The sequence below is a fragment of the Streptomyces gardneri genome (genome assembly GCF_006539185.1).
Lineage (GTDB): Bacteria > Actinomycetota > Actinomycetes > Streptomycetales > Streptomycetaceae > Streptomyces > Streptomyces gardneri.
Window position 1 is genome coordinate 195,167 of record NZ_BJMN01000013.1, and the last position, 12,049, is coordinate 207,215.

Annotated in this window: 14 protein-coding genes; 13 read left to right on the top strand and 1 reads right to left on the bottom strand. The window is 73.1% G+C overall.

Annotated elements, in window-relative coordinates:
* Positions 1-30: 30 nt before the first annotated feature.
* The gene (locus SGA01_RS11825) at positions 31-624 is read left to right on the top strand and encodes an ArsR/SmtB family transcription factor (RefSeq protein ID WP_141296313.1); all 594 of its coding nucleotides are present in this window, start codon (positions 31-33) and stop codon (positions 622-624) included.
* Positions 621-1,895: an MFS transporter gene (locus SGA01_RS11830; protein ID WP_141296316.1), complete on the top strand. Its 1,275-nt coding sequence runs from the start codon at positions 621-623 to the stop codon at positions 1,893-1,895. The genes SGA01_RS11825 and SGA01_RS11830 overlap by 4 nt, the downstream gene beginning before the upstream one ends.
* A gap of 4 nt (positions 1,896-1,899) precedes the next feature.
* Here the strand turns inward: SGA01_RS11830 and SGA01_RS11835 are convergent, their stop codons facing one another.
* Complete coding sequence (locus tag SGA01_RS11835; protein ID WP_141296319.1) at positions 1,900-2,535, bottom strand: TIGR03085 family metal-binding protein; 636 nt, start codon at positions 2,533-2,535, stop codon at positions 1,900-1,902.
* A gap of 84 nt (positions 2,536-2,619) precedes the next feature.
* On the opposite strand from SGA01_RS11835, the gene hisI reads away from it, so the two are divergent.
* The 11 genes from hisI (at position 2,620) to lgt (ending at position 11,991) form a co-directional block, all read left to right on the top strand.
* A complete protein-coding gene (hisI, locus tag SGA01_RS11840; RefSeq protein ID WP_055644087.1) occupies positions 2,620-2,970 on the top strand; it encodes a phosphoribosyl-AMP cyclohydrolase in 351 nt (116 codons plus the stop codon).
* Positions 2,971-2,981: 11 nt separating this feature from the next.
* Positions 2,982-4,472 carry an anthranilate synthase component I gene (locus SGA01_RS11845; RefSeq protein WP_141296322.1) on the top strand — a complete coding sequence of 497 codons (1,491 nt, stop codon included), beginning with the start codon at positions 2,982-2,984 and terminating at the stop codon, positions 4,470-4,472.
* Positions 4,473-4,486: 14 nt separating this feature from the next.
* A complete protein-coding gene (locus SGA01_RS11850) occupies positions 4,487-5,137 on the top strand; it encodes a TIGR02234 family membrane protein (RefSeq protein WP_141296325.1) in 651 nt (216 codons plus the stop codon).
* A gap of 170 nt (positions 5,138-5,307) precedes the next feature.
* Entirely contained in the window at positions 5,308-5,562 is a 255-nt protein-coding gene (locus SGA01_RS11855) for an HGxxPAAW family protein (protein WP_141296328.1), read from the top strand.
* A gap of 77 nt (positions 5,563-5,639) precedes the next feature.
* Entirely contained in the window at positions 5,640-6,200 is a 561-nt protein-coding gene (locus SGA01_RS11860; RefSeq protein WP_371866020.1) for a DUF2752 domain-containing protein, read from the top strand.
* Between the two features lie 154 nt (positions 6,201-6,354).
* Complete coding sequence (trpC, locus tag SGA01_RS11865; protein WP_055644091.1) at positions 6,355-7,164, top strand: indole-3-glycerol phosphate synthase TrpC; 810 nt, start codon at positions 6,355-6,357, stop codon at positions 7,162-7,164.
* Positions 7,165-7,171: 7 nt separating this feature from the next.
* The gene (gene trpM / locus SGA01_RS42830; RefSeq protein WP_167534064.1) at positions 7,172-7,453 is read left to right on the top strand and encodes a tryptophan biosynthesis modulator TrpM; all 282 of its coding nucleotides are present in this window, start codon (positions 7,172-7,174) and stop codon (positions 7,451-7,453) included.
* 490 nt (positions 7,454-7,943) lie between these two features.
* Positions 7,944-9,182: a tryptophan synthase subunit beta gene (gene trpB / locus SGA01_RS11875; protein ID WP_141296339.1), complete on the top strand. Its 1,239-nt coding sequence runs from the start codon at positions 7,944-7,946 to the stop codon at positions 9,180-9,182.
* Positions 9,179-10,000, top strand: a complete 822-nt coding sequence (trpA, locus tag SGA01_RS11880) for a tryptophan synthase subunit alpha (protein ID WP_141296342.1) — start codon at positions 9,179-9,181, stop codon at positions 9,998-10,000. Before trpB ends, trpA begins: the two co-directional genes overlap by 4 nt.
* 64 nt (positions 10,001-10,064) lie before the next feature.
* Positions 10,065-10,922 carry a DsbA family protein gene (locus tag SGA01_RS11885; protein WP_141296345.1) on the top strand — a complete coding sequence of 286 codons (858 nt, stop codon included), beginning with the start codon at positions 10,065-10,067 and terminating at the stop codon, positions 10,920-10,922.
* A gap of 64 nt (positions 10,923-10,986) precedes the next feature.
* Positions 10,987-11,991, top strand: coding sequence for a prolipoprotein diacylglyceryl transferase (gene lgt, locus SGA01_RS11890; RefSeq protein WP_141296348.1), 1,005 nt, complete (start codon positions 10,987-10,989; stop codon positions 11,989-11,991).
* Positions 11,992-12,049: the final 58 nt, after the last annotated feature.

Sequence of the window (12,049 nt, forward strand, 5' to 3'; positions counted from 1 at the left end):
AAGTTTTCCTTCGTATCTAGGGTCGGCGTCATGACCTCGCAGGAGAACCGTCGGATCACCGACCTCGGCACCCTCAAGGCCATCTCGCACCCGCTGCGGATGCGCCTCTACCGGGCCCTCTTCGTGGCCCGCACGGCCACCGCGTCCCAGCTCGCCGACCAGGTCGACGAGGCCGTCTCGCTCGTCAGCTACCACCTGCGCAAGCTCGCCGACCACGGCCTCATCGAGGAGGCCGAGAACCGGTCGGCGGACGGCCGCGAGCGCTGGTGGCAGCCCGCCTCCGACGGCTTCAGCGTCCAGGAGGAGGACCTCAAGGACGCCCCTGAACTCCTCGCCGCGAGCGCCGCCCTCGGCCGGACGCTCAGCGAGCAGCGCGCCGATCTGCACCGCCGCTTCCTCGACGAGCGCCTCACCTGGTCGAGCGAGTGGCGGGCCGCCGCCCTCAGCTCCGAGTGGCTGCCCCGGTTCACCGCCGCCGAACTCGCCGCCCTCGGCGAGGAGCTCGAAGCCGTCCTCAGGAAGCACGACAAGAAGGCCCGCGCCGCCGAGGCCGCCGGCGACACCGAGGGCCGGGAGAACGTCGCCGTCCACCTGCACGGCTTCCCGTACCGGGGCGTCGGATGACCGCCGACGCGAGCAACGCGAGCACCACAAGCACCGTGTCCCCCGCCGGCACCGGAGCTGCGGCCCCCGCCCACCGCGACCCTCAGGTCCTGCGCTGGCTCGGCGCCCACACCGCCTCCACGCTCGGCGACAGCGTCTACCACCTCGCCCTCTCCTGGACCGCCGTCAGCAGCGGCACCCCCGCCCAGGCCGGACTCGTCATGGCCGTCTCGGCCGTGCCCCGCGCGCTGCTCATGCTCGTCGGGGGAGTGATCGCCGACCGCCTCGGCCCGCGCCGGGTCGTCATCGCCTCCGACACCGTCCGCTGTCTGCTCGTCCTCGGCCTGGCCGCGACCCTGCTTCTCACCTCGCCCGGCCTGTGGGTCCTCGCCGTCGTCGCCCTCCTCTTCGGCATCGTCGACGCGCTGTTCCTGCCCGCCGTCGGCGCCCTGCCGCCCCGCATCACCACCCGCGACCAGCTCGCCCGCGTCCAGGGGATGCGCGGTCTCTCGTACCGCCTCGGCGCCGTCCTCGGCGGCCCGCTCGGCGGCCTCGCCATCGCCCTCGGCGGCCAGGCCACGGCCTTCGGCGTCGCCGGACTGCTCTTCGCCCTCTCGATACCCCTGCTCTGCGCGCTCCGCCTCCGGCAGCTGCCCGCCGGCGACGAGGCCCGGGACGGCACCGCCCTGCGCGACCTCGCCGACGGACTGCGCTACGTGCGCGGCCACCGCGTCCTCGGCCCGCTGATGATCGTCGTCCTCCTCAGCGACCTCGGCTTCGTCGGCCCCTTCAACGTCGGCCTCGCCCTCCTGGCCGAGCAGCGCGGCTGGGGCGCCTCCGGCATCGGCTGGATCCTCGCCGGCTTCGGCACGGGCGCGGGCGCCGCCTCGCTGCTCCTGACCGTCCGGGGCCGCGTCCCGCGCGCCGGACTCCTGAGCGGCTGGACCATGATCGCGGGCGCCGTCTCCGTGGGCGCCCTCGCCCACACGGCACACCTGGCGGTCGCGGTCGCCCTCGCCCTCTCGGTCGGGCTGCTCGCCGGACTCTCCGGGGCGCTGTGCAACGCCCTCGTCCAGACCGAGTGCGACCCCGCCTACCTCGGCCGCGTCACCGCCGTCGCGAGCCTCTGCTCTCTCGGCATCGCGCCGCTCAGCTTCCCCGTCACGGGCGCGGCGATCCAGCTGTGGGGCATCGGACCGGTGTACGTCGTGAGCGCGGCGATCTGCGCCCTCGCGGGCCTCTACAGCCTCGCGGTCCCGGCCGTCCGCCGCGCCGAGCTGCCCCGGGGCTGACCGCTCAGATCCCCAGCTGCTTCGTCTCCCGCAGCCGCTCGATCGCGTCCGGCTCACCGTCCAGGGCCACCTTGGCCGAGTCCTGGCGCCCGTACAGGTACATCAGCAGCTCGCCCGGCTCCCCGGAGGCCGTCACCACCGGGGTGCCGCGGTGGGCCACCGCCGTCTGGCCGTTCGGGCGGCGCAGCACCAGGCCCACGGGGGCCTTCCTGCCCATCAGCCGGGCCGCCTTCTCCAGACGGGACCAGAGGGCGTCCGCGAAGACCGGGTCGAGCTCGCGCGCCGACCACTCGGGCTGGGCCCGCCGCACGTCCTCCGCGTGGACGTAGAACTCGACGACGTTCGCCCCCTCGTCCACCTGCTTGATCGTGAACGGGGAGAACCGCGGCGGCCCCGAACGGATGAGCTGGATCAGCTCCTCGTACGGCTTCTCGGCGAACTCCGCCGTCACCCGGTCCAGCCGCTCCTTCAGCGCCGGTACGACCGCACCCGCAGCCGCGTCCGGCCGGCGCTCGCGCACCACCACGTGGGCCGCGAGGTCCCGGGTCCGCCAGCCCTCGCAGAGCGTCGGGGCGTCCGGGCCCGCCGCCTCCAACAGATCGGCGAGCAGAAGCCGTTCACGTTTCGCATGCGTCGACATGCCCGCCAGCGTACGGCGGGGGCCGGCGGTCCGCCCAGTGGACACCGCGCCGGACACCACCCCCGCGCGCGGCACAATGTCCCCATGAGCAGCAATCTCGACCCGGCCGTCGCCGCCCGCCTCAAGCGCAGCCCCGACGGGCTCGTGCCCGCCATCGCCCAGCAGTACGACACCGGCGAGGTGCTGATGCTCGGCTGGATGGACGACGAGGCCCTCCACCGCACCCTCACCACCGGCCGCGCCACCTACTGGTCCCGCAGCCGCAACGAGTACTGGGTCAAGGGCGACACCTCCGGGCACGTCCAGCACGTCAAGGCCGTCGCCCTCGACTGCGACGCCGACACCGTCCTCGTCAAGGTCGACCAGGTCGGAGCCGCCTGCCACACCGGCGACCGCACCTGCTTCGACGCCGACGTGCTCCCGCTCTCCCAGTAAGGTCTGGCGCCATGGATCTCGAGACCTTCCGCAAGCTGGCGGCCGACCGCCGCGTCATCCCCGTCAGCCGCAGGCTCCTCGCGGACGGCGACACCCCGGTCGGGCTCTACCGCAAGCTCGCCGCCGAACGACCCGGCACCTTCCTCCTCGAATCCGCGGAGAACGGCCGCAGCTGGTCCCGCTACTCCTTCGTCGGAGTCCGCAGCGACGCCACCCTCACCGTCCGGGACGGCGAGGCCCACTGGCTCGGCACCCCGCCCGTCGGCGTCCCCACGGACGGCGACCCGCTCCAGGCCCTGCGCGCCACCGTGGAGACCCTCCACACGCCGCGGAGCCCCGAGTCCGGCATGCCCCCCTTCACCGGCGGCATGGTCGGCTACCTCGGCTACGACATCGTCCGCCGCCTGGAGAAGATCGGCGACTCCACCCGCGACGACCTGGAGCTCCCCGAGCTCACCATGCTCCTCACCAGCGACCTCGCGGTCCTCGACCACTGGGACGGCACGGTCCTGCTGATCGCCAACGCGATCAACCACAACGACCTGGAGACCGGCGTCGACGAGGCGTACGCGCACGCCGTCGCCCGCCTCGACGCCATGGAGGCCGACCTGGCCCGCCCGGTCGCCACCGTCCCCGCCGCGCTCCCGCCCTCCGAGCTCCCCGAGTTCTCCGCGCTCTGGGGCGGCCCGGCCTACCAGGACGCCGTCGAGGACATCAAGGAGCGGATCCGGGCCGGCGAGGCCTTCCAGGTCGTCCCCTCCCAGCGCTTCGAAACCTCGTGCGAAGCCTCCGCGCTCGACGTCTACCGGGTCCTGCGGGCCACCAACCCCTCCCCGTACATGTACCTCTTCCGCTTCGAGAACGGCTTCGACGTCGTCGGATCCAGCCCCGAGGCCCTCGTCAAGGTCGAGGACGGCCACGCGCTGCTCCACCCCATCGCCGGCACCCGGCACCGCGGCGCCACCCCGCAGGAGGACCACGACCTCGCCGAGGAGCTGCTCGCCGACCCCAAGGAGCGCGCCGAGCACCTCATGCTCGTCGACCTCGGTCGCAACGACCTCGGCCGGGTCTGCGCGCCCGGCTCGGTGGAGGTCGTCGACTTCATGTCCGTCGAGCGCTACTCCCACGTCATGCACATCGTCTCCACCGTGACCGGCAGGGTCGCCGAGGGCCGCACCGCCTTCGACGTCCTCACCGCCTGCTTCCCGGCCGGCACGCTCTCCGGCGCGCCCAAGCCCCGCGCCATGCAGATCATCGAGGAGCTCGAACCCTCCCGGCGCGGCCTGTACGGCGGATGTGTCGGTTATCTCGATTTCGCGGGAGACGCCGACACCGCCATCGCCATCCGCACCGCCCTGCTCCGTGACGGAACGGCGTATGTGCAGGCCGGAGCGGGTGTCGTCGCGGATTCCGATCCGGTTGCCGAGGACAACGAATGCCGCAACAAGGCCGCCGCCGTACTCCGCGCCGTACACACCGCCAACCGGATGAACGGCTCCTGAGTCCGTAGGGGATAGTGGGGTACGTGAGTGCCGTACCCGTACCCCAGCCCCGGGCCGCCCGAGTGGCCGTCCCCACCGGCGGCCGCCGCAGCCTGGCCGCGGCCCTCTTCCTCGGCGCCCTCGGCGCCACCGTCGTCCTGCTCTCGGCCGGCCAGATCTGGGCGGAGGGCACCGCGTCCGTCGGCGGCGGCACCGTCCCCGTCGAGGCCGACGGCGGCGCCGTCACCGGTGTGCCGACCGCCCTCGCGATCGTCGGACTCGCCGCGCTCTTCGCCGTCTTCGCCGTCCGCCGCACCGGCCGCACCCTCGTCGCCGCGCTCCTCGCGCTCAGCGGCGCGGGCGCCGTGCTCGCCGCCGTCCTCGGCGCCTCCGACAGCGCCGCGCTGGACGCCGAGGCCGCCCGGATCAGCGGCGACACGGCCGCCGCCGTGGCCGGTCTGACCCACACCGCCTGGCCGTACGTCACGGCCGCCGGCGCCGCCCTCATCCTGCTCGCCGGCCTCCTCGCGCTGCGCTTCGGCAAGACCTGGCCTGCGATGGGCGGCCGCTACGAGCGGTCCGGGACCCCGCGCACCGCGCGCAAGGCCCCCACCGTCGACCCGGACCGCCCCGAGGACCTCTGGAAGGCCCTGGACCGCGGCGAGGACCCCACCCGGGGCGAGTGACCGACCGGAGAGGGCGGCCGGCGAGCCCGGCCCGAGGGGCGGCGCGCCGCGACGCGTGATCGTCCGGGCACCCCCGATTCATCCTCGCGCGCCCGCGTGCGGGACAATGGGCACCGAGTGTCCGCGCACGCGAGACCTCACCATCGAGCAACTGCAACGAGGAGCAACTCATGGCGGGCAGCGCCCACGGACACACCCCGGCCGCCTGGACCGGTGTCATCATCTCCTTCATCGGCTTCTGCATCGCCGGCGTCTTCATGGTGGCCGCCAACCAGCCCGGATTCTGGGCGGGCATGGGTGTCATCGTCCTCGGCGGCATCGTCGGCGGCGCGATGAAGGCGGCCGGCCTCGGCATGCCGAAGGAGTCGGCGGCCGTCGCCGCCGCCCGCGAGGTCGCGACGGCGACCGCGCAGGCCCGTTCCTGACGCGACACGCAGCACCCGAGAGCGCAGTCCGGCCGTGCCGGGCTGCGCTCTCGCGTGTCAGGGGCGAGAATCACCGGGTGGACCCGCAGCCGACGGCCGAAGCCGAGACAGACGAACCTCTCGCCCGACCGGGTGAATCCGCCCGGACGGACGCGCCACGGCCGCTGGCCCCGCAGGACGCGCCAGGGCTCATCGCCCCGCCGGATGCGCCACGGCCGGTCGCGCCGCCGGATGCGCCACGGCCGCTCGCCCGGCGGCTGCTCGCGCCGGTCGCGACCCTCGCCGGCGTCGCCGCCGCCTTCGCCTACGTCGGGGCCGTCGACCCCAACGAACCCGGGCACTACCCCGTCTGCCCCATGCTCCGCTTCGCCGGCGTCTTCTGCCCCGGGTGCGGCGGACTCCGCAGCGCCCACGCCTTCGTCCACGGCGACCTCCCGGCCGCCCTGGGCGCGAACGCCCTCGCCGTCGTCGGCTACGGAGTCTTCGCCGCCGTCATGGCCCTGTGGCTGGTTCGTGTCATTCGCGGGGTGCCGATGCGCCTCACGGTCTCCCCGGTCTGGTGGTGGGGGATCGGGGCCGTACTCGCTCTCTTCACCCTGGTCCGGAACCTCCCCTTCGGCTCCGCGCTGGCCCCGTGAAGGTCCTTGCGCTCCCGGTCAGACCCCTACGGGAGTCCCAGCAGGTGGGACACCACTCCGGCCGATGCGAGTCCGGGGCCGTCCTGCGGATAGGATCGATGTGGCTGAACCTGGTTCCTCATCACCATCACCGTCCCGGAAGGGGGCCCCTCGCGTGAGTGTGCTCGACGAGATCATCGAAGGCGTACGCGCCGACCTCGCAGAGCGGCAGGCGCGGGTCACCCTCGACGAGCTCAAGGAGCGCGCCGCCAAGGCGCCGCAGGCCAAGGACGGCGTCGCCGCGCTGCGTGGCGACGGCGTCAAGGTGATCTGCGAGGTCAAGCGCTCCAGCCCGTCCAAGGGTGCGCTCGCCGCGATCGCCGATCCGGCCGGACTCGCCGCGGACTACGAGGCGGGCGGCGCGGCCGTCATCTCCGTCCTCACGGAGGAGCGCCGCTTCGGCGGCTCCCTCGCCGACCTGGAAGCCGTGCGCGCCCGGGTCGACATCCCCGTCCTGCGCAAGGACTTCATCGTCACCGCGTACCAGCTCTGGGAGGCCCGGGCGTACGGAGCGGATCTCGCGCTCCTCATCGTCGCCGCCCTGGAGCAGGAGGCCCTGGTCTCCCTCATCGAGCGCGCCGAGTCCATCGGGCTCACCCCGCTCGTCGAGGTCCACGACGAGGACGAGGTCGAGCGTGCCGTCGACGCGGGCGCCCGGATCATCGGCGTCAACGCGCGCAACCTGAAGACCCTGAAGGTCGACCGCTCCACCTTCGAGCGCGTCGCCCCCGAGATCCCCGCGCACATCGTCAAGATCGCCGAGTCCGGTGTCCGCGGCCCGCACGACCTGATCGCCTACGCCAACGCCGGCGCCGACGCGGTCCTGGTCGGCGAGTCGCTCGTCACCGGCCGCGACCCGAAGGCCGCCGTCGCCGACCTCGTCGCCGCCGGCGCCCACCCGGCGCTCCGCCACGGCCGGAGCTGACCGCGCCATGACCCTCGTCCGCGCCACGCCGACCGCCCTGGGCTCCGCCCCGGGCGGGCCGGTCGTGCCCGCGGACGTCTCGGGCCGCCGCGGCCGTCTCCGTACGGCCGCCGCGCCCGTCTCCAAGCACGCCCCGCTGGCCAGGGGCTGCCGACCGCGTGGCTGCCGCGCACCCGCCCGCCGTGTCCACGGCCGCCGGGTCCGGTACGTGATCGGCGACGAGCCGGGCCAGGTCAACGGCATGCGATGGCGCCCGCGCCCCGCGCGCACCTTCACGTACGACGCATAGCCGGCACCCAAGCCGAGCCCGAGCTGCATGGGCCCGTGCCGGGCCCGAGCTTCCGCCCTTCCGTGCAGGCCCGCCCCACTCCTGCCCGTGCCCACCCCTGCGTGGTCGCGTCGCCGGCGCCGCTGCCCACCCCGTGTGGGCCCCGCGTCGCCCCCTGTGCCGCTGCCCACCGCCGTGTGGGCAATCGTCCCGCAGGGCGGGACGGGTGGGCACACGGGGCGGCGCCCTTCGCGGACGCCTCCGTCCCCTGTACCGGCCTGCACCACCAGCGGCCGTGCACCGGGGTGCGGGTCCAGGCGCGGAAGCCTCTGGCGCCGGCAAGGGCGCCGTCCCGTTGTGCCCACCCGTTCCGCCCCAGCGGAACGACTGCCCACAACGGGATGGGGCGGCGGGCGACGGCCCGGCGTTGCCGTACGTGAGCGGCTCGCGCGCATACCGTGACCATCAACCACACGTATCCCGGGGCATCCGCCCCGCGAGGAGCATCCGCATGTCCAGCGAGTTCTTCATTCCGGACCCGGAGGGTCAGGTTCCGACCGCCGAGGGCTACTTCGGTGCCTACGGCGGCAAGTTCATCCCGGAGGCCCTCGTCGCCGCCGTCGACGAGGTCGCCGTCGAGTACGACAAGGCCAAGTCCGACCCCGAGTTCGCCCGCGAGCTCAACGACCTCATGGTCAACTACACCGGCCGCCCGAGCGCCCTCACCGAGGTCCCCCGGTTCGCCGAGCACGCCGGCGGTGCCCGGATCTTCCTCAAGCGCGAGGACCTCAACCACACCGGCTCCCACAAGATCAACAACGTGCTCGGTCAGGCCCTGCTGACCAAGCGCATGGGCAAGACGCGGGTCATCGCCGAGACGGGCGCCGGCCAGCACGGCGTCGCCACCGCCACAGCCTGCGCCCTCTTCGGTCTCGAATGCACCATCTACATGGGCGAGATCGACACCCAGCGCCAGGCCCTGAACGTGGCCCGGATGCGGATGCTCGGCGCCGAGGTCGTCGCCGTGAAGTCCGGCAGCCGCACCCTCAAGGACGCCATCAACGAGGCCTTCCGCGACTGGGTCGCCAACGTCGACAGGACGCACTACCTGTTCGGCACGGTCGCCGGCCCGCACCCCTTCCCCGCCATGGTCCGCGACTTCCACCGGGTCATCGGCGTCGAGGGCCGGCGCCAGATCCTGGAGCGCGCCGGCCGCCTCCCCGACGCGGCGATCGCCTGCGTCGGCGGCGGTTCCAACGCCATCGGCCTCTTCCACGCCTTCGTCCCGGACGCGGGCGTGCGCCTGATCGGCTGCGAGCCGGCCGGTCACGGCGTCGAGACCGGGGAGCACGCGGCGACCCTGACGGCCGGCGAGCCCGGCATCCTGCACGGTTCCCGCTCGTACGTCCTCCAGGACGAGGAGGGCCAGATCACCGAGCCGTACTCGATCTCGGCCGGCCTCGACTACCCGGGCATCGGCCCCGAGCACGCGTACCTCAAGGACAGCGGACGCGGCGAGTACCGCGCCGTCACCGACGACGCCGCCATGCAGGCACTGCGCCTGCTCTCCCGTACCGAGGGCATCATCCCGGCCATCGAGTCGGCACACGCCCTCGCCGGGGCGCTGGAGGTCGGCAAGGAGCTCGGCAAGGACGCGCTGCTCCTCGTCAACCTCTCCGGGCGCGGCGACAAGGACATGGACACGGCGGCCCGCTACTTCGGCCTGTACGACGGGGAGGGCTCCAAGTGACGAGCGGAAACATCCAGCTGCTGAGCGAGACCCTCGCCAAGGCCAAGGCGGAGAACCGGGCGGCGCTCATCGCGTACCTGCCGGCCGGCTTCCCGACCGTCGGCGGCGGCATCGCGGCCATCAAGGCCGTCTTCGACGGCGGCGCCGACGTCGTCGAGGTCGGACTTCCGCACAGCGACCCGGTCCTCGACGGGCCCGTCATCCAGACCGCCGACGACATCGCCCTGCGCGGCGGTGTCAAGATCGCCGACGTGATGCGGACGGTCAAGGAGGCCCACGAGGCCACCGGCAAGCCCGTCCTCGTCATGACGTACTGGAACCCGATCGACCGCTACGGCGTCGAGCGCTTCACCGAGGAGCTCGCCGCGGCCGGCGGCGCGGGCTGCATCCTGCCCGACCTGCCGGTCCAGGAGTCCGCCGTCTGGCGCGAGCACGCCGACAAGCACGGTCTCGCCACCGTCTTCGTCGTCGCGCCCAGCAGCAAGGACGCGCGCCTCGCCACCATCACGGCGGCCGGCTCCGGCTTCGTCTACGCCGCCTCGCTCATGGGTGTCACCGGCACCCGCGAGTCGGTCGGCGAGCAGGCCGCCGACCTCGTCCGCCGTACCCGCGCCACCTCCGGACTGCCGGTGTGCGTCGGGCTCGGCGTCTCCAACGCCACCCAGGCCAAGGAGGTCGCCGCCTTCGCCGACGGCGTCATCGTCGGCTCCGCCTTCGTGCAGCGGATCCTCGACGCCGACGGTGACGAGGCCGCCGGGCTCGCCGCCGTAAGGGAACTGGCGGGCGAACTCGCGGCGGGCGTGCGTCGCGTTTCGTAACCCATTTGGGTGGATCTGGGACCGGGGAGGCACGTACGTGCCTCCCCGGTTCGTTGCTGTGGGCGTGAGCGAGAAGAACCGTGGTGACGGTAACCGGAGCGCGCGGGAGCGCCTCCAGCAGCAGCGCGAGCACGACAAGGCCCGCGAGAAGCAGCGGCGCGTCCTCATCGTGTCGGCGGCGGTGGTCGGCGTCCTCGGCCTGGCCGCGGTCGTCGGGGTGATCGCCGCCAACAGCGGCGACGGCGGCGGATCGGACAAGGCGGGGCCTGTGGTGGCGCCGGCGGGGTCCGTCGAGGGCGACAAGCCCGCCGTCCCCACGGGCACGACGGACGCCCCGTCGACGCTGGCGATCTGGGAGGACTTCCGCTGCCCGGCGTGCGCCCAGTTCGAGAACGTCATGCGGGACACCATCCACGAGCTGGAGGCCTCCGGCGCGCTCAAGGCCGAGTACCACCTCGCCACCCTCATCGACGGGAACATGGGCGGCAGCGGCTCGCTGCGCGCGGCGAACGCGGCCGCGTGCGCCCAGGACGCGGGGAAGTTCACCGCGTACCACGACACGCTCTACATCAACCAGCCGCCGGAGACGGACGACGCCTTCGGGAAGAACGCCAAGCTGATCGAGCTGGCGGCGAAGGTGCCCGGGCTCGACACGCCCGCCTTCCGCAGCTGTGTCGAGGACGGCACGCACGACAGCTGGGTGGAGAAGTCCAACGAGGCCTTCCGGAACGGCGGCTTCCGAGGCACGCCGTCCGTCCTCCTCAACGGCGAATCGATCTTCCCGACGAAGGGGAACGAGCAGATCTCCCCGGAGAACCTGAAGAAGTGGGTCGCCGAGGCCAACAAGGGCAAGAAGCTCGGCACAGCCTCTCCCTCGGCTCCCGCCGCCCCCTCCGCTCCCGCGGCTTCTTCGGCGGGTTAGTTACCCATACGTTGCCGGGTGGGCTGCCGTCCCGCCCGCCCGGCAGGGTAGCGTCGGTCCTGCCATGGACCTTGCCTACATCCCCAGCCCGTCGACCGGCGTGATCAATCTCGGACCGATCCCGCTGCGCGGCTATGCCTTCTGCATCATCATCGGTGTCTTCGTCGCCGTCTGGTACGGCAACAAGCGCTGGATCGCCCGGGGCGGCACTGCCGGCACCGTGGCCGACATCGCCGTCTGGGCGGTGCCCTTCGGCCTCGTCGGCGGACGCCTCTACCACGTGATCACCGACTATCAGCTGTACTTCAGCGAGGGTGAGAACTGGGTCGACGCCTTCAAGATCTGGGAGGGCGGCCTCGGTATCTGGGGCGCCATCGCGCTCGGCGCGGTGGGTGCCTGGATCGGCTGTCGCCGACGGGGCATCCCGCTCCCGGCGTACGCCGACGCCATCGCCCCCGGCATCGCCCTCGCCCAGGCCATCGGCCGCTGGGGCAACTGGTTCAACCAGGAGCTCTACGGCAAGCCGACCGACCTGCCCTGGGCGCTGAAGATCACCGAGAGCGCGAACCGCGAGGCCGGGCTGTACCACCCGACCTTCCTGTACGAGTCGCTCTGGTGCGTCGGCGTCGCCGCCCTGGTCGTCTGGGCCGACCGCCGCTTCAAGCTCGGCCACGGGCGCGCCTTCGCGCTCTACGTCGCCGCGTACTGCGCGGGCCGCGTCTGGACCGAGTACCTGCGCGTCGACGAGGCGCACCACATCCTCGGCCTCCGGCTGAACGTGTGGACGGCGATCATCGTCTTCCTGCTCGCGGTGACCTACATGGTGATCTCGGCGCGGATCCGGCCGGGACGCGAGGAGATCGTGGAGCCCAGGGCCGAGAAGACGGGGAAGGCCGGGGAGGTCGCGTCGGGCGCCGACGCCGATGTCGACGCCGACTTCGACGCGGACTTCGATTCCGACGCGTCCGAGGACGCCGTATCCGGCGCGGTCCCGGACTCCGACGAGGACGCGGACACGGACGCGGACCACGATGCCGACAACGGCGCCGGGTCGGCCGCCAAGGGCTGATCCACCGCCGTCACAGGGCCGCCGGGACCGAGAGGTTCCGGCGGCCCTTTCGCGTACA